Annotated in this window: 12 protein-coding genes; 4 read left to right on the forward strand and 8 right to left on the reverse strand. The window is 51.3% G+C overall.

From position 1 onward, the window contains the following. Nucleotides 1-131 precede the first annotated feature (131 nt). The 4 genes from proP to FBY13_RS12630 form a co-directional block, all read right to left on the reverse strand. A complete protein-coding gene (gene proP, locus FBY13_RS12615) occupies nucleotides 132-1607 on the reverse strand; it encodes a glycine betaine/L-proline transporter ProP (protein ID WP_109717738.1) in 1476 nt (491 codons plus the stop codon). A gap of 368 nt (nucleotides 1608-1975) precedes the next feature. Then, nucleotides 1976-3178: an MFS transporter gene (locus FBY13_RS12620; protein ID WP_145394316.1), complete on the reverse strand. Its 1203-nt coding sequence runs from the start codon at nucleotides 3176-3178 to the stop codon at nucleotides 1976-1978. Between the two features lie 235 nt (nucleotides 3179-3413). Then, nucleotides 3414-4232, reverse strand: a complete 819-nt coding sequence (locus tag FBY13_RS12625) for a CDP-diacylglycerol diphosphatase (protein WP_145394317.1) — start codon at nucleotides 4230-4232, stop codon at nucleotides 3414-3416. Nucleotides 4233-4512: 280 nt separating this feature from the next. Then, the gene (locus FBY13_RS12630) at nucleotides 4513-5415 is read right to left on the reverse strand and encodes a LysR family transcriptional regulator (protein ID WP_145394318.1); all 903 of its coding nucleotides are present in this window, start codon (nucleotides 5413-5415) and stop codon (nucleotides 4513-4515) included. A 99-nt stretch (nucleotides 5416-5514) separates the two neighbouring features. Here FBY13_RS12630 and FBY13_RS12635 point away from each other — a divergent pair, with 99 nt between their 5' ends. Beyond that, the gene (locus FBY13_RS12635) at nucleotides 5515-6582 is read left to right on the forward strand and encodes an SDR family oxidoreductase (RefSeq protein ID WP_096011708.1); all 1068 of its coding nucleotides are present in this window, start codon (nucleotides 5515-5517) and stop codon (nucleotides 6580-6582) included. A 91-nt stretch (nucleotides 6583-6673) separates the two neighbouring features. Next, complete coding sequence (locus tag FBY13_RS12640; protein ID WP_145394432.1) at nucleotides 6674-7330, forward strand: SDR family oxidoreductase; 657 nt, start codon at nucleotides 6674-6676, stop codon at nucleotides 7328-7330. A gap of 50 nt (nucleotides 7331-7380) precedes the next feature. Here the strand turns inward: FBY13_RS12640 and fumA are convergent, their stop codons facing one another. Both fumA and FBY13_RS12650 read right to left on the reverse strand, forming a co-directional pair. Continuing rightward, complete coding sequence (gene fumA / locus FBY13_RS12645; protein ID WP_096011710.1) at nucleotides 7381-9027, reverse strand: class I fumarate hydratase FumA; 1647 nt, start codon at nucleotides 9025-9027, stop codon at nucleotides 7381-7383. Between the two features lie 156 nt (nucleotides 9028-9183). Further along, a complete protein-coding gene (locus FBY13_RS12650; protein ID WP_063877044.1) occupies nucleotides 9184-10692 on the reverse strand; it encodes a DASS family sodium-coupled anion symporter in 1509 nt (502 codons plus the stop codon). Nucleotides 10693-11279: 587 nt separating this feature from the next. On the opposite strand from FBY13_RS12650, the gene FBY13_RS12655 reads away from it, so the two are divergent. Together FBY13_RS12655 and FBY13_RS12660 are read left to right on the forward strand one after the other, a co-directional pair. Continuing rightward, a complete protein-coding gene (locus tag FBY13_RS12655) occupies nucleotides 11280-14057 on the forward strand; it encodes a flavocytochrome c (protein WP_145394319.1) in 2778 nt (925 codons plus the stop codon). A gap of 66 nt (nucleotides 14058-14123) precedes the next feature. Continuing rightward, on the forward strand, nucleotides 14124-15092 hold the full coding sequence (locus tag FBY13_RS12660; RefSeq protein WP_145394320.1) for an FAD:protein FMN transferase: 969 nt from the start codon (nucleotides 14124-14126) through the stop codon (nucleotides 15090-15092). Here FBY13_RS12660 and dcuR read toward each other — a convergent pair. Further along, nucleotides 15086-15805, reverse strand: a complete 720-nt coding sequence (gene dcuR / locus FBY13_RS12665) for a two-component system response regulator DcuR (RefSeq protein WP_063877047.1) — start codon at nucleotides 15803-15805, stop codon at nucleotides 15086-15088. The two genes, FBY13_RS12660 and dcuR, sit on opposite strands and share 7 nt — an antisense overlap. Further along, on the reverse strand, nucleotides 15802-17442 hold the full coding sequence (locus FBY13_RS12670; protein ID WP_145394321.1) for a sensor histidine kinase: 1641 nt from the start codon (nucleotides 17440-17442) through the stop codon (nucleotides 15802-15804). The genes dcuR and FBY13_RS12670 overlap by 4 nt, the downstream gene beginning before the upstream one ends. Nucleotides 17443-17623 lie beyond the last annotated feature (181 nt).

Genomic DNA, 17623 nt, shown 5'->3' on the forward strand with positions numbered 1-17623 from the left:
GGCGAAGAGAACGAAGTTATCCGCGGGAGCTGCGAATAAGATCCCGGAAATATGCCGATAAAAAAAAGGCTGGTCACCTTAAGTGACCAGCATTACCCTGCGGACAGGGTGTTTTTATCGAGATCGACAGCTTATTTCGCGTCAGCTGACGCTGTCTGACTGGGATCAGGCTTTTTATCCAGTTTACTGATCAGGCTATGGGCTTCGGCTTCACTTGCCACGGCGGGAGAAGAGCCACTTAATGGTTTACGGGCCGTTTCCCGAACTGTCAGAATCGTCAGCAACCCAATAACGCCGGCGACCATCATGTAATAAGCGGGCATCATGGTGTTCTGCGTCGTATCAACCAGCCATGCGGTCAGTAAAGGTGTGGTACCACCAAACAGCGAGACCGAAAGATTAAAGCCAATCGCCAGAGCACTGTAACGAATATCAGTGGTAAAGAGCGCAGGGAGCGTTGAAGGCATGGTGCCACTAAAGCAGGTATGTAATATGCCCAATATCAGCAGCCCGGCAAAAACGGCCCACATGTTATGTGTACCGATCAACATAAAGCTAGGAATCGCGAGCAGGATCAGTCCTACCGCACCAAAACCAATCACAGGACGACGACCAATGCGATCGGTCCAGCGGCCCCACATGAGTGTCAGCGGCATCATGACAAACATCACCACCATCACCAGCAGCAGTCCGCTGAGTTCGGGTAAACCCAGTACGCCAGTAAGGTAGCTGGGCATGTATGAGGTCAGCATATAGTTTGAAACGTTAAACAACAGGACCAGCCCAATACACTTCATCATTGGCACGCGGTGCTTGCTTAACATCTTGAGGAGCGTCAGACGGGGTTTACTTTGCTCCAGCTCCTCCTGTTTTTGCATGTGTTGCTTGAAGGCCGGTGTTTCTTCGAGCTTCAGACGGACATACAGGCCGAACAAACCCAGTGGTGCGGCGATAAAGAAGGGCACGCGCCAGCCCCATGACATCATGGCTTCAGGCGAGATAACGGTCGTCATAACCGTCACCAGGCAGGCACCCAGCAGATAACCGCCTAAGGTCCCGAACTCCAGGAAGCTGCCCATGAAACCACGGCGTTTATCAGTTGAATATTCAGCGATAAAGGTTGCTGCACCGCCATATTCTCCCCCTGTAGAAAATCCCTGAACAAGTCTTGCAACCAGCAGAAGGATTGGCGCCATGATACCGATTGAGGCATAGGACGGGATGATGCCGATGCAGAACGTGCCTATCGACATCATTATCATGGTTATCGCCAGCACTTTCTGGCGCCCAATGCGGTCGCCCAGGGGACCGAATACCATACCGCCCAGCGGGCGCACCAAAAAGGCTGCGGCAAAAGTACCAAATGTAGCGATTAACTGGATGGCCGTATTGGCATCGGGGAAGAAAACTTTGCCGATGATGACAGCCAGATAGCTGTAAACACCGAAGTCAAACCACTCCATGGCATTGCCTAATGCGGCTGCACCGACAGCACGTTTCAACATTCCGTTATCGATAACGGTGATGTCATCGAACGTGAGCTTTTTTGGTTTTTTATTCCAGAAATGTTTTTTAGGCCTGGGTGACGATGAACGATTAGTATCCATATTTTCCTCATACTACTTAAATGAAGACGACCTATAGCTTTCGCAGCCAGTCAGCGAGGTTAACGGAAAAAAAGGAAGTGAAAGCTATAAGAGGCCAGTTACATTAATGATAGAGCGTTCTTAACCGCAGCGAGAAAACATAGTACATGAATGTAATTTTTTGCAAGTAATCAGCAAAAAAGACTGTTGTATAAAAGAGATAGCCATACATTATCTTTTACTTTTGTTTACATATTGAGATGTTTTGGGCGGTGTAAATGCCATTTTATGCACATCAATGCTGTCACAGAAGCACGGTGAGTCGCGGATAACGTCATGGGTAGGGGTTCATCGATCTGCCAGCAAAGGCGCTGGCAGATCGATTTGATTTATGCCGGTTTTGCAGCCGGTGTTCGTCCGCTGCTCCACCACAGCAGTAACGCCACCAGGGCGATGCAACCTAATGCGCTAAAGGCAATGCTGTAGGAATAGCGCGCCACGATCAGTCCGGTCATCGCCGGGCTCATTGATGCGCCAACGCCTTGCATCAGCATCACCACGCTCTGACCGGCGTTAACGTGCCCGCTTCCTCGCAGCAGCGACACAATATAACCCGGGACGGCAACGCCGAGGATGCCGGCCGCGATACCATCGAGGATTTGCACGGGGATCACAAATAACGTTTCCGGAAATTCTGCAGCAATAAGCGCACGAAGCGGCATCATTAACAGGGCGGTCATAATTAAATGGCGATAGCCAATTTTATCCACGCGTCGTGAGACATAAATCGCTACCGGGATCATGACCAGTTGGGAAATCACCACGGTCGCCGCAGCATATAAGCCGGGGTCAACCGCATGTGGTCCGGTAGAGGAGGCAACGCGCATACTCAGCATGGGCAGCAGGGCGGCGTTGGCCAGATGAAACAGCAGTAAAGTCAGGCCGGTAATCAACAGTGCCGGTTTACGTGCCAGTATCCACAGGCTCAGAGTAGGCTTGTGCGACTGATTATCTTCTAATCCGCGCGCCACCTCATGATTGATATCCTGCCCCCGGATCGCCATTGTCGCGATAGCTGCAAAGACGGCCATGATCATCATTAAAATAAATACCGCCCCCAGCCCCCATTTCCAGGCTGCAAATCCTGCCAGGACAGCCGCCAGCGTGTTTCCTGCATGGTTGTAGGCCTCATTGCGGCCCATCTGGTGGTTAAATCCCTTTTGTCCGGTCAAACCCAGCGTTATCCCTGCTACGGTTGGGCCAATAAAGGCGGCAGCAATACCCGCAACGATTTGTGAAATGATCGCTGTCCAGGACTGATCGCTGTACCAGAGCAATAAAGTGGCAACGGTAATGACGATGCATCCGACCAGTATGACAAGTCGTTTATACCGCGTCGCATCCGCCACCACGCCAGCGGGTAAGGTTGACAGAAGGCCGGCGATGCCGCCCGACGTCATCACCAGGCCTATTTCATCCGGGCTCCAGTGGCGCTCTGTCAAAAAAATGCCTAAAAAGGGTCCCAGACCGTCTCTGACGTCGGCCAGAAAAAAACTCATCAGACACAGTGCCTGAAGTGACCGTTGTGACATGTGATTTTCCCTGTAGCAATAGTAAGGGTTGAGTGACCAACACATTTCAATAAGTAACCTGGTGAATCATGGCAGCAAAAATACGAAGTAACATAACGTTAAAGTTACAAAATGAAAAAATTCACTTTTTATGCAATTTGTTCTAACGACTTCCCGGATAAGTGCTGAGCGCCTGCGGCAGGATTGTGCCTCTTGAGGATTTACGCCGTCGTTAAGATGAAAGCCCGGTTAAGGTTTAGGGGAAATCGTCAGTGCGACCCGATGATGGACTGACGCTGACCGCGGGCGGCAAAACAAGACCGCGCAGAATACGGCATTCCTTGTCCAGCAAAGACTCAACTGATGCTCTGTTGCCCTTATCCCAGCCGCGGCGGGTTGCCAGCAGGATAAAGCCTTTTTCACCCCAGAAGGTCGTTGGCACCAAGGCGATACCATATTCCGCCAGCATAGGGGGCGACAGGCGAAAGTGGCTGGCAACAGAGACAATGGGATAAATGCCCATGGCTGTGGGTTGCAGCACACGACGGGCGTAGTAGGTGTGAGTAAGCAGCTTATCGGGCAGGGGATGCCACGCATCCTGAATATAGGGACGCTCGGCCTTCAACTGCCTGTAAACATCTTCTCGCAGGCAGGTGAGGTGGATGTGTAATTGATTCTGGCTGCGGCCCCAGGCTGAATTGATCGCCATCCCGAGCCTGTCTTCGGGCACCGGCCTGCCGTATACCGACGTTAACTGATAACGCATCAGCCAGGCGTAGCCAAAATAGTCTGGTCGGTTACGCACCGACAGCAACGGGCTTTCAATACCGGACATCGGAATCGTGGGAACCAGAATGAAATGATAGGGATAGCGTGGGTTTTGAATCAGGGTGAAACCCTGCTGTTTTCCTTTTGGAATATAAACTTGCTGGCAAGGGGAGGGATGGCCGGTGTACTGATAGTTCACCATGCAAAGGTTGTCCGTCACCGCCCACAACGCATCTGAGCGAGCGCATCCCGCCTGCGTGAGCGCCATTCCAGCCAGTATCATCAGGCGACAGAGCAGCGTCAGCATAAACTCAACCGTTCACAGCCAGGAATAACCTGTGGGGATCGGAAAAGCGTTCACTGCCTCTGCTACCTGTACCGCTCAATCCTTCCCATGCCATATCGCGTTTGTCCTTTCGTCTGAGCGGTCTGCTATCCCGTAAGTTAGCGCCACTCGGTAATGAACACCACTGGAAACGCCAGAAAAGACTGAAAGATGATGAGATAACGTGTTTTGTCCATTTCTGAAAGGGCCGGCATAAACCCGCCTGGCAATGTGGCAACGGAGACATCGTGTGCTGACAGGATCAACGAATGGTCAACTGGGTTAATGCCGTTAATAACACATCCACTTTGGGCAGGAGCTGTTTACGTCGTGGCCAAATGACACTCAGCGGCAGACCATCAGGTTGCAGTTGTGGTAATACGATTTCCAGTTCACCACGTGCGACGGCGCGCTCCACCAGCCACGATGGCATTTGCGCGACGCCCAACCCGGCAATGACTGCCTGAAGTTGCGCATCCACATCAGCCAGTGCCATGCGAAAAGGCACGTCGCGCCAGTAGGTATGTCCGTCTTTGCCGGTAAACAACCACGGCTTTGGCGTATTATCGGCACGTTCATACAGGATCGCCCGATGCTGCATCAGCGCCTGTTCGCTTTGCGGCCGCCCTTCGCGCGCCAGCCAGTCAGGCGAAGCACAAAACACCATTCGTTCACGTCCGATGTGACGACAGCCCATTGAGGCAGGCAAATCGTCTGATCCCCCAATTCTGACCGCAACATCAATCCCTTCATCAAACAGATCGGTGAAGCGATCCGAAAAACGCATTCTCAACTCAAGTTCAGGATGTTGCTGACAAAACGGAATCAGCAACGGCATCACATTCAGTCGACCATAAGTATGAGGTACCGCAAGCCGCAGACGTCCAGAAGGAATAATACGTTGCGCTGCCAGTACGGCTTCCGCTTCAGCCAGCTCTTCCATAATACGTAAGCAGGTCTGGTAATAGGCGCTGCCCGCATCGGTCAGTTGCAGTTTACGGGTTGTGCGTTCAAGCAGGCGCGATCCCAGACGCGTCTCCAGCCGGCTGACGCTTTTGCTTACGGCTGAGCCGGTAACATGTAAACGCGCAGCGGCAGCGGTAAAACTTCCGCTTTCTACGCTGGCCACAAAAGGGACAATGTCCTTCAAACGTTGATCGTGCATGATTGATGAACTCAGGTTGATAATGGTGTGAATTATTACCCGAAATGGGAATGAAATTCTCTATTACCCTTAGCATTACGTAAAACGAGGAGAATTAACATGCAAAAACAGGCTTTGATTGTCGGCATTAGTGGCGTGATCGGTCGGGCGTTAGCTGAAAGACTACACAATGAGGGCTGGCAGGTCAGCGGACTGTCGCGCGGCCGCGGCGCAGTGCCCGAAGGCTGCAGCAGCTTAACGGCCGATCTCACCGATCCTGAAGCCGTACGGGCGGCACTAAAAGCGATCAAACCCGATGCGGTTTTCTTCAGCGTGTGGGCACGACAGGATACGGAAAAAGAGAATATTCGTGTTAATGGCGGCATGATTCGCAACGTTATCGAAGCACTCGGCGAACGATTGCAGGGTGCCCATGTGGCGCTGGTGACGGGCCTTAAGCACTATCTGGGGCCATTTGAAGCTTACGGGAAAGGAGCCGTTCCGGTAACACCTTTCCGTGAAGAACAAGGCCGTCAGCCGGTAGACAATTTCTATTATGCGCAAGAAGACGAAGTCTTTGCTGGCGCAGACAAGTATGGCTATCGCTGGAGCGTACATCGTCCGCACACCATCATTGGTTATGCGCTGGGGAATGCCATGAACATGGGGCAAACCCTCGCCGTCTATGCGACGTTGTGTAAAGAGAAAGGCTGGCCATTTATCTTCCCTGGCTCGCCTGAGCAGTGGAATGGCGTGGTTGACATGACCGACGCTGGCCTTCTGGCGGAGCAACTCGCGTGGGCCGCGACCAGCCCGGCTGCCGCTAATCAGGATTTTAACGCGGTGAACGGTGACGTTTTCCGCTGGAACTGGATGTGGCCAAAACTGGCTGAGTATTTTGGTGTAGAGGCCGCAGATTATCCGGCGAAGATGATGCCGCTTGACGGGCGCATGCAGGAGGCCGCCAGTGTATGGCAGGAACTTGCCCAGCGCGAGAACCTGCGTGAGAAAGATATTACCCGACTGGCTTCCTGGTGGCACACCGATGCCGATCTGGGCCGCCCAATGGAAGCCTTTACTGACATGAGCAAAAGTCGCAAAGCGGGCTTCACCGGCTACCGGAGTACTCTGGACGCGTTTATTCAGCTTTTCGATAAGCTGAAGCAAGAGAAAATCATTCCGTCATAACGCCTTACAGAGCGCCTTATCCGGCGCTCATTTATCGTTGTGCTTATGTCTATACTGATTGTCTGACTGATGTGAGATAAGGAGCAGAATGATGACGACATGTTTTATTATTGGCGCAGCTGGCAAAGTCGGCTCTCATCTGACGAAGCAGCTCAGTGCTAAGCAACATGCGGTTTCTGCACTGCATCGCAAACCCGAGCAGGCCGAAGCACTTAAGTTAGCGGGTGCTGTTCCTGTGGCTGGCGACATTCAGCAACTGACTGTGGACCAACTGGCGCAAAAGATGGCACATCATGAAGTGGTGATTTTTAGCGCGGGCGCGGGTGGCGCGGGCATTGAACTGACTAATGCCATTTATGGTGAGGGCCTGGCTCTCGCCGTCGACGCAGCAGAAAAAGCCCATGTGAAGCGCTTTATGCTGGTTTCGGCCTTCCCGGATGCCGGTCGTGGTGAAAAAACCTCCGAGGGATTCGAGAACTATATGCGCGTGAAGCGACTTGCCGATGTGCGTTTAGTTGAAAGCGCGCTTGACTGGGTTATTCTTCGGCCCGGTACGTTAACCGATGTTGCGGGCACGGGCAGGGTACGTGCAGATTTAGCTATCCCTTACGGGTCGGTCCCGCGCGAGGACGTAGCCGCCACGCTGGTGGCGCTGGTCGAAACACCGCAAATTTCACACAAAATTATCGAGCTGACCGAAGGTGATGAAAGAATAAGCGACGCAATGCATCGCCTGCAGCGCGATTAAAAAAAACGGCCCCGTAACAGGGGCCGTTTTGTATTGCTGACTGCGTAAGCTTATTTCACACAGCGCGAGCAGTGTTCACGTTCAATATGCTGGAAGAAGTCATTTCCTTTGTCATCAACCAGAATGAAGGCCGGGAAATTCTCTACCTCAATTTTCCAGATGGCTTCCATTCCCAGCTCTGCATACTCCACGCACTCCAGACTCTTGATGCTCTGTTGCGCCAGAACGGCAGCGGGTCCACCAATACTGCCAAGATAGAAACCGCCATGTTTATGACAGGCATCGGTGACCTGCTGGCTACGGTTGCCTTTTGCCAGCATGACTTTGCTGCCGCCATTGGCCTGCAGAAGGTCGACATAGGAATCCATACGGCCTGCGGTGGTTGGGCCCAGTGAACCCGACGCATAGCCTTCCGGTGTTTTTGCCGGGCCAGCATAATAGACCGGGTGATCTTTAATGTATTGTGGCAGCCCTTCGCCGTTATCAATACGTTCTTTTAATTTGGCATGCGCAATGTCGCGGGCAACAATAATGGTGCCGGTCAGAGACAAACGCGTTGAAACCGGGTATTCCGAAAGCTGAGCAAGGATTTCATTCATTGGACGGTTCAGGTCGATATGAACCACTTCACCTTCGCCCTGTTTGCGCAATGCTTCAGGGATAAAGCGCCCCGGATTGGTTTCCAGTTTTTCAATCCAGATACCGTCGCGGTTGATTTTTGCTTTGATATTGCGGTCGGCGGAACATGAAACACCCATGCCAATGGGGCAGGATGCGCCGTGGCGAGGCAAGCGGACTACGCGGATGTCATGCGCAAAATATTTGCCGCCAAACTGTGCTCCCAGCCCAAGCTGCTGCGCCGCTTCCAGTAACTCCTGCTCAAGCTGAACATCACGGAACGCCTGACCATGCTCGTTACCTTCTGTTGGCAAGCCATCGTAGTAATGGGTCGAGGCCAGCTTTACGGTTTTCAGCGTACTTTCAGCAGAGGTGCCACCTATCACAAAGGCGATATGGTAAGGAGGACAAGCCGCCGTACCCAGCGTGCGCATTTTATCAACCAGATAATTTTTCAACTTGCCCGGGCTGAGCAGCGCTTTGGTTTCCTGATACAAATACGTTTTGTTTGCGGAACCGCCGCCTTTGGCAATACAAAGGAATTTGTATTCATCACCGTCCACGCTGTACAGGTCAATCTGCGCCGGAAGGTTGGTGCCGGTATTCACTTCTTTGTACATATCCAGCGCGGCGTTTTGCGAGTAACGCAGGTTATCTTCGATATAGGTATTGTAGATACCTTGTGACAGCGCCGCCTCATCACCCCCGCCGGTCCAGACTCGCTGGCCTTTTTTCCCCATAATGATGGCCGTGCCCGTGTCCTGACAGGTGGGCAATACACCTTTAGCCGCAATCTCTGAATTGCGTAAAAACTGCAGCGCAACGTACTTATCGTTATCGCTGGCTTCAGGATCGGCCAGAATTGACGCCACCTGCTGCTGGTGGGCGGGGCGCAACATAAAAGAGGCATCATGAAATGCCTGTTGTGCCAACAGGGTCAATGCCTGTGGATCCACTTTTAAGATGGACTGGCCGTCAAACTCAGCAACGGAAACATAATCAGGGCTGAGCAGATAGTATTCGGTGTCCTCGTGGGTAAGAGGAAAGGGGTTCTGATAAAAAAAAGGTTTGTTCGACATAGTATCTCACTTAATGACGTGCTGGCTCCATTAAGGCAGGCTGACAGGAGCAACATCAAAGGCGAATGAGTTGTTTATTATGCTTGCCAGCCTTTAACACAGGCTGGCAAGTGTTGGCATGTTATCTTATGACGCGTCGAATTGCATTTGGCACCATCAGAACATCCACACCATCCAGGGATAGGCGATTAGCATCATAGCAATCAGGAAGATAGCGCCAAAGATGGTACCCAACCGCCAGTAATCTTTTGTCGGTAAGTAGCCGCTGCCGTAATAAATGGGGCTTGGACCAGTACCGTAAGGTGTGATGATGCCCATGACACCCAGCGAAGTACACAGCATCAGGCAGAACACCGGCATATTGATACCTGGAATTGAGGCCGCAATGGTCAACATGGCAGGCAGCAACGCGGTAGTGTGCGCGGTGGTACTGGCAAACAGATAGTGCAAGAGGAAGAAGGCAATCAGCAGTACCACAGCGGATATTTGTGGGTCGTACCCTTGCAGCAACATTCCCCCTTCTTTGCCCAGCCAGGCGATAAAGCCTACACGGGCTAAACCATCAGCCAGGGCAACCAGCGTGGCAAACCAGGCAAAGGTGTTCCAGGCGGCTTTATTGCTGGTGATGTCATTCCAGTTGAGAACGCCGGTCCACAGCATCAGGATAATGACCAGCAGGGCTGCCATCGCCGGTTCGATCCAGGCGGTGGCAAAAATCCACATCAGCAGCGCACAGACCACAAACACCAGTAACAGAATTTCATTGCGGGTCAGCTTACCCAGTTTTTCCAGCTCAGCGATGGCCCAGCGAGGCACTTCATCATTCACTTTCACTTCCGGCGGGTAGAACCAGTACGCCAGCAGCGGCATCGTCAGAATCAGCAGCAGACCCAGTGGCAGAAAGGCAAGGAACCACATTCCCCATGAAATATCAAAACCAATAACGCTTTTGACTAACGCAAGGGCGAGCAGGTTGGGAGCCAGAGCAGACAGAAACATAGAGCTGGTGATACAGGCGGCAGTGATAGCAACCCACATCAGATAAGATCCAATTTTACGCGCACTGGGATCATTGGGTTTTGAACCATACAGCGGTGGCAGGTTAGCTATGATGGGATAAATGGTGCCGCCACTGCGCGCCGTATTAGACGGGGTGAAAGGGGCCAGCAGTAAGTCAGCGAAGGTAATGGCATAGCCCAGGGTTAAACTCCGGCGGCCCAGGTATTTCACCAGAATCAGTGCCAGACGTCGACCAAACTGGGTTTTGTCATAGCCGGCGGCAAACATAAATGCGCCGAAAATCAGCCACACCGTTGAGTTACCAAAGCCACTCACTGCCCATTTGAATGACTCGGTGGCCAGCTTAAATTTGGGATTGGCCAGCTCTGCCGGGCTAAAAAGTAGAAACTGACTGAACAGGGCAATGACGACCACCCCGGTCAGGCCAATTACTGCGCCGGGTAGCGGTTCAAAAATCAGCCCGACGATAACGCCAACGAAGATGGCAAAGAAGTGCCATGCATAAGGCTCAAGACCTGATGGCACGGGAACAAGTAATAAAAGCACGGCTACCACAATCGGTAGAATTAACATCAGCGCTTTATTTTTGCCCGCAGCTGCAGGGGCTGCTTTTGGGGGCTCTTTGACGTTTGAGAGTGTTTTCATAGTATTTTTCTACGTGTTAAGGATAATTCGATCTGCGTCCCGGCTATTCATCAATACTTGTCTTTTTATTCTTGTTTATGCGAATAAACCGTGATGCTTTATATTTTTTAAGCGTTTCCACGAATGCGATGCAGAAACTTTAAGAGGTCATGTCGATATGATGCGATTTATTCCAAATAAAATATTGATCCAGATCAAGTAAGTTAAATTATATTTTTAATTTTTTAACAATCATATTTTTTATAACGTATAAATAGATTAAATATATTAATTAATAAGGTTTTTTGGCGGTTTTTTGAATGGCGGCTAACAAAAATAACTTTTTAATATGTTGTTTTTATTGGTTATTTTTTAATTTTATGCTTTCAATTGATTTTAGTTAACTATTGGTTAACAATAAATATACATTACGATTTCGTTTTTCGCAAATAGCCAGGCAGAAATATTTAAAAGTTAAATAATTAAAATTATAGCTTATGAAACTAAAATAATTGGTATATTAGTGTCATGACATCGGACCACTTAATTATTAATAAAATAGCGTCCGAAAAAAATTCCCAGCTTTTGAAATTTTGGAGTTAATCGCAATGAATACACTCACCCCCATTCTCAATCCCATTACTTTGCCGCGGGGCGCGGTTTTAAAAAATCGCCTGATAATGGCACCGATGACAACCTGTACGGGATTTTATGACGGAACCGTCACCAGTGAACTGGTTGAATATTATCGTGCCCGTGCTGGCAGTATCGGAACGGTCATTGTTGAATGCTGCTTTATCGATCCGCATGGCCCCGCGTTTCCAGGTGCCATTGCCATCGACAGTGATAACAAAATACCGGGTTTAAAGAGAATCGCTGACGCCATCAAGCAAGAAGGATCGACGGCGATTTTACAGATCTATCATGGTGGTCGCATGGTTGAGCCTGAGCTAATAGGCGGTAAAACGCCTGTTGCTCCAAGCGCGATTGCCGCACCGCGGGAAGGCGCAACGACACCACGTGCATTAACGGCTGAGGAAGTCGAAACCATGATCACCAAGTTTGGTGATGCCGTTAACCGCGCCATCAAAGCCGGTTTTGATGGTGTGGAAATCCATGGTGCAAATACCTATCTGATTCAGCAGTTTTACTCCCCCAATTCAAACCAACGCGAGGATAAGTGGGGCGGCAGCCGCGATAACCGTGCCCGGTTTCCCTTAGAAGTCCTGGAAATCACCCATAAAATGGCCGCGCGATTTGCGCATAACGGTTTTATTATCGGCTATCGCTTTTCCCCTGAAGAAATTGAAGTCCCGGGTATCCGCTTTGAAGATACCCTGTACCTACTGGAAAAGCTGGCGGCACGCGGGCTGGATTATGTTCACTTTTCCGTTGGACAGCTCATGCGCCCGTCAATCGTAGATACCCGCGATCCGACGCCGCTCATTGAAAAGTTCGTCGCCATGCGCTCCGCAACCCTGGCAAAAGTGCCGGTGATTGGTGTTGGCGGCGTGGTAAACAAAGAAGATGCAGAGAAAGCGCTGGAAAAAGGCTACGACCTGGTTGCGATCGGGAAAGCCTGTATCGCTTATCCAGACTGGACAGACCGCATCATCAATAATGAGCACCTCGAACTCTATATCGACAGTAACAAACGTGAAGCGTTACTGATCCCTGAGCCGCTGTGGCGCTTCTCGCTGGTTGACGCGATGATTCGTGACATGAGCGAAACCGGACGTAAATACAAAGCCGGGGTTTATCAGGAGAAAGTGGAGGCCGAGGCGCTGAAGCTGAAAATCAATGTCACGCTGGATACCGACCGTATTACGGATATTTCTCTGGTGCCGGACGATACGCTCGACGTCGACTTCACCACCACGTTTGAAAGCCTGCGTAATCGTATTTTGGTGGCTAACAGCCCGCACGTGGATGCTATCACCGGTGCCACAACGCAGAGTGAGGCGCTGAAAAAAGCGGTTTCACGTGCGATGACCACATCCAACAAAGCCCATGTGATTGAGGAGGGCGGCAATCCGAACGCGCCGCAGCAGTATGATGTCGTGGTCGTGGGAAGTGGTGGTGCCGGGCTGGCTGCGGCTATTCAGGCTCATGATGAAGGCGCCAAAGTGGTTGTCATTGAAAAAATGCCCACTATCGGCGGCAACACCATTAAAGCGTCTGTCGGAATGAACGCGGCTGAAACGCGCTTTCAGAAACTAAAAGGGATTGAAGACAGTAAAGAACTGTTTTATGAAGAAACCCTCAAGGGCGGCAAATTTAAAAATAACCCAACCCTGTTGCGCGAATTTGTGGATTTGGCGCCCGAGGCAATTGACTGGCTGGCTGATCACGGTATTGAACTGAATGACATTACCATCACCGGTGGCATGAGTATTGACCGTACACACCGTCCTGCCGACCGCTCAGCGGTAGGGGGCTTCCTGATCAGTGGACTGGTGAAAAATATTAATAACCGCAACATCGATGTGTTGCTGGAAACTGCCGTAGAGGAAATCCTGTTTGAAAATGGGGCGGTCAGCGGTGTGAAAGTGGTGGACGAATACAACGACAGCCGCATCCTCAATGCGAAAAGTGTCATCGTAGCAACGGGCGGTTTCAGCGCTAACCGGGAAATGGTGGTCAAATACCGTCCTGAGCTGGATGGTTTTGTTACCACTAACCATAAAGGTGCCACCGGCGCGGGCATCGCAATGTTGCAAAAAATCGGCGCAGATACCGTGGACATGGGTGAAATTCAGATTCACCCAACGGTTGAACAGACAACGTCCTATCTGGTTTCCGAGTCCATTCGTGGCGGTGGGGCCATTCTGGTCAGCCAGGCGGGACAGCGTTTCTGTAATGAAATGGAAACCCGCGATAAAGTCTCGGCACAGATTATTGCGCTGCCAGAGAAAAGCGCCTGGATTGTGTTTGACGAGCAGGTCCGTATGAATAACAAAGCGGCTGATGAGTATATTGCCAAAGGTTTTGTCATCAGTGCTCCCACCGTCGGTGAACTGGCAGTGAAACTGAATATGGAGCATCAGACGCTGGAAGACACATTGCAACGCTACAATGGGTTTGTTGTGCAACAGAAAGACGTCGATTTTGACCGACAGACGGCGCTGCGCCATCCGTTGAATGAAGGGCCTTTCCATGCCATTCGTATCGCCCCTGGCGTTCACCATACGATGGGCGGTGTCACCATCGATACCACCACGGCGGTGCTTGACAGTGACAAACAGGCCATCAACGGTGCCTGGGCGTGCGGTGAAGTCGTCGGCGGTATTCACGGTGCAAACCGTATCGGCGGTAACGCCGTTGCGGATATCATCATCTTCGGTATTCTGGCCGGCGCAAACGCAGCGGCTTTCGCCAAACGTTAAGCCGTGACATCCGGCATCTGCCAGCACGCAGATGCCGGTTTTATTTCATTCAGGGCCGTGTCGCTTATGCAAACCGATTCGCAAGTTTATGCTTATTCTGCCGTCCTGATGGGATCGCCCATTCTGCTTAAGCTGTTTGATCATGACGAAAAGCTTGCCGCTCAGGCTTTCAGGTTAATTAAACAGTATGAGAATCTGCTGACGGTTAACCGGGCGCACTCCGAAGTGATGGCTGTTAACCATGCTGCAGGTCTGCATCCTGTGAGCGTCAGTCAACCCGTCTTTGATTTGATTCAGCGAGCGTTAACGGTCAGCCTGTTGCCAGGCAGCAGTTTTAATCTGGCGATTGGTCCGCTGGTAAAATGTTGGAAGATTGGCTTTCAGGGCGACAGCGTTCCTGCCCGGAAGACCTTGCTGGCGACGTTGCCCTTAACCGATCCGGAGAACGTTGAGCTTGATGCTGACAGTCGTGCAGTCTTTCTGAAAAAAGCGGGGATGGAGATTGATTTAGGCGCGATCGCCAAAGGCTACATCGCCGATCGTGTGCAGGCATTTTTGCAGCAGCAGGGTGTGGACAGTGCCCTGATTAACCTTGGCGGCAACGTGCAGACGTTGGGCGCACCACGCGATGCGCCGCAGCAAGGATGGGCTATCGGTCTGAAAACTCCATTTGCAGCGCAGGATGCGCTGATTGGCGTCATTCATGTGGTCAACAAATCAGTAGTGACGTCCGGCATCTATGAACGTTACTTCGAACGGGACGGCGTCTGTTACCACCATATTCTTGACCGGCGTACCGGCTATCCGCTGGATAATGAACTGCTTAGCGTGACCATTATTTCGGACCAGTCAATCGATGGTGATATTTTCACCACGCTGATTTATGGCATGGGCGTTGAAAAGGGCATCGACTATCTGAAAACCTTTCCTGACATTGAAGCCATCTTCGTGACGCGCGACAAGCAGGTCATTTGTTCGTCACAACGCCACTTCAGCTTCACCTTACTGGATAATAGCTATCAGCTTCATCACTGACAGTACTGGCGTAAAAGCGCGTGGTACTCAGGTTGCAGACGATAGCGATAAACCGGTCGACCCGTTACACCATAATGGATGCTGGTAAATAAAATATTGCTCTGAGCCAGCCAAATCAGATACTTACGACAGGATACGCGCGATATATTCACCTCGGTTGCCAGCTCATCGGTCGAGAACTCTGTACCGGGATGCGCATCAATCCATAAACAGAGGGTGCGCAGTGTTTGCGGCGTCAGCCCTTTTGGCAGACGTTTTGTCTCGTTGGCATTGGCCTGATTACCGTGCAACAGCTGATCGACATCGGCTTGCTGATAAAACTGATGATTATCCATCAATCGTTTTTTCTGGCGCCAGCCGGTCAGGGCTTCTTCGAAGCGCGAAAACTGAAACGGTTTAATCAGATAATCGACGACACCATAATTCAGAGACGTTTTGATCGTCGCCGCATCGGCAGCAGAAGAGATGATAATGACGTCAATCGGGCGACCTGCACTACGCAGCTCGGGTAACAGGTCCAGTCCGTTTTCCTGCTGCATATAAATATCCAGCAAAATAAGATCAACGGCCGGATCTGTCTTTAACAGTCGCTCTTTGGCTTGCAGTAAGGTGGACGCAGTGCCACAGCAGGTAAAACCGTCAATCTGCCCGATATAGCATCGGTTCAGCTCGGCCACCATGGCATCATCGTCTACAACTAACACATTGATCATTCGTTAATATTTCCTCTTTCCCACGGAAGCTGAACCAGGAACTGGGTGTACACGCCCGGCTCGGATTCAACGCTGACGTTACCGCCCAGGCTTTCCGTTTGTTGCTTGAGTAAAAACAGTCCAACGCCACGATCTTCACCTTTGGTAGAGACGCCGCGTTCGAAAATAGCGGCTATCTGATCGGCAGGAATTCCGGGGCCGTCGTCGCTGACCTCACATGACAGCCAGCCGTTTTGATAATGCAGCATGACATGGATTTCCCCTTCCACTTCCGGATCAAGCGCTTCAAGCGCGTTTTCAATCAGATTCCCCAGCACCGTGATTAATGCGGCGACTTGCTGCTCACTGCCGTTGTCGGGCAGATAGCTGGCTTCGCTCAGGATCAACTGATGGCCTTCATCGGTCACGCGGTTAATTTTGCTCAGCAGGAAGCCCGCAATGACAGGCGACTTAATCTTCTGCAGCAGCGAGCCAATCTCTGTCTGATAGTTATTGGCCGTTTTAAGAATGTACTCTTCCATCTGCGCATAGTTTTTCATATGCAGCAGCCCAAGGATCACATGGAGTTTGTTCATGAACTCATGGGAGCGTTCCCGCAGTGCATCGACATAGTTTACCATGCCATCAAGACGCTGCATCAGCTGACTGATTTCTGTTTTATCCCTGAAGGTACTTACCGCGCCGATAATGCTGTCGCGGCTCCGCACCGGCACGGTGTTACTGATCAGTATTTTGCCCCGTACGTTCAGTTCTTCGTCATACGAGGCCTTACCATCATGTAATGCTTCGCGCAGGTGGGCCAGCATTTGTGCGTTTTCCGGCACGCGGTCGCCGCTCAGAAAGGCTTCGCGGGTGGTTTCTTTTAACAGCTGCTGAGCGGCCTGGTTGATAAGGCTGACGCGGGATTGATCGTCAACGGCAATCACGCCCTCTTTGATGGAATCGAGAATAGCCTGACGCTGTTCAAACAAGCTGGAGATCTCATAAGGTTCTAATCCCAGTAAGATGCGCTTCAGGCGTTTCACTAAGATTAAAATGCCGAGCATGCCAACCAGGCCACCAAACAGTACCGTCCAGAGGATATTCCAGCGGCTTTTGGCGATCTGCGCCGCGACATCGTTAACAGAAATCCCTATCGCCACCACACCAATTTGCTGATGCGCTTGATTAAAAACAGGCGTGAAGACTCTGAGTGCTTCAACCAGTACGCCATGATTGACCGCGACATTTTCCCTGCCACGCAGCGCCGGATTGATATCGTCCCCGACAAAGTGCTGATTAACCACTTCAGGGTTTGGGTGAGAAAAACGAATGCCGCGCATATCGGTTACCACGACGAACAGCAAATCGTTACGTTTACGCGTGGCCTGCGCAATAGGCTGGATAATAGCGCTGCCGTCAGGCCGGGTTAGCGCCTGCTGAATCTCAGGGCTGTCAGCCAGGGTCCGTGCCACCGCCAACGCTTTATCTTTCACATGCGAGCGTGTGAAATTATCGATTTGAATGTAGTAAAGCAGATGGACGCTGAGTAATACGGTCATCAGCACGGCTGCCATCATCAGTGACGATAAGGTGCTGAGCTTCATCGGGCGCTTTTTTGACGAACGGTGTGGCCGGGATACATTCATAGTGAGCATCAGAAGTGTTGAGGGTCGCGGTGCAACATACGCGAAGTCGTGGCACCAGTACAGTTTGAGCCTGACATCCGGCAAATTAAGCCGGTTAGCGTGCTTTCTACCGCGTATGTCTGGCATGATAACGAGCAACGCTTGTGGCTCCTACTGACAGCATGGCAGGTAAATCAGCGTGTGCTGTGCA

The sequence above is a fragment of the Pantoea sp. SJZ147 genome, assembly GCF_007828605.1.
In the GTDB taxonomy this organism is placed as follows: Bacteria; Pseudomonadota; Gammaproteobacteria; order Enterobacterales; family Enterobacteriaceae; genus Pantoea; species Pantoea allii.

Bases quoted from the DNA above. Each gene is read 5' to 3' on its own strand.
- proP (WP_109717738.1), bottom strand. From the start codon at position 1,607: ATGGATACTAATCGTTCATCGTCACCCAGGCCTAAAAAACATTTCTGG.
- FBY13_RS12620 (WP_145394316.1), bottom strand. From the start codon at position 3,178: ATGTCACAACGGTCACTTCAGGCACTGTGTCTGATGAGTTTTTTTCTG.
- FBY13_RS12625 (WP_145394317.1), bottom strand. From the start codon at position 4,232: ATGCTGACGCTGCTCTGTCGCCTGATGATACTGGCTGGAATGGCGCTC.
- FBY13_RS12630 (WP_145394318.1), bottom strand. From the start codon at position 5,415: ATGCACGATCAACGTTTGAAGGACATTGTCCCTTTTGTGGCCAGCGTA.
- FBY13_RS12635 (WP_096011708.1), top strand. From the start codon at position 5,515: ATGCAAAAACAGGCTTTGATTGTCGGCATTAGTGGCGTGATCGGTCGG.
- FBY13_RS12640 (WP_145394432.1), top strand. From the start codon at position 6,674: ATGACGACATGTTTTATTATTGGCGCAGCTGGCAAAGTCGGCTCTCAT.
- fumA (WP_096011710.1), bottom strand. From the start codon at position 9,027: ATGTCGAACAAACCTTTTTTTTATCAGAACCCCTTTCCTCTTACCCAC.
- FBY13_RS12650 (WP_063877044.1), bottom strand. From the start codon at position 10,692: ATGAAAACACTCTCAAACGTCAAAGAGCCCCCAAAAGCAGCCCCTGCA.
- FBY13_RS12655 (WP_145394319.1), top strand. From the start codon at position 11,280: ATGAATACACTCACCCCCATTCTCAATCCCATTACTTTGCCGCGGGGC.
- FBY13_RS12660 (WP_145394320.1), top strand. From the start codon at position 14,124: ATGCAAACCGATTCGCAAGTTTATGCTTATTCTGCCGTCCTGATGGGA.
- dcuR (WP_063877047.1), bottom strand. From the start codon at position 15,805: ATGATCAATGTGTTAGTTGTAGACGATGATGCCATGGTGGCCGAGCTG.
- FBY13_RS12670 (WP_145394321.1), bottom strand. From the start codon at position 17,442: ATGCTCACTATGAATGTATCCCGGCCACACCGTTCGTCAAAAAAGCGC.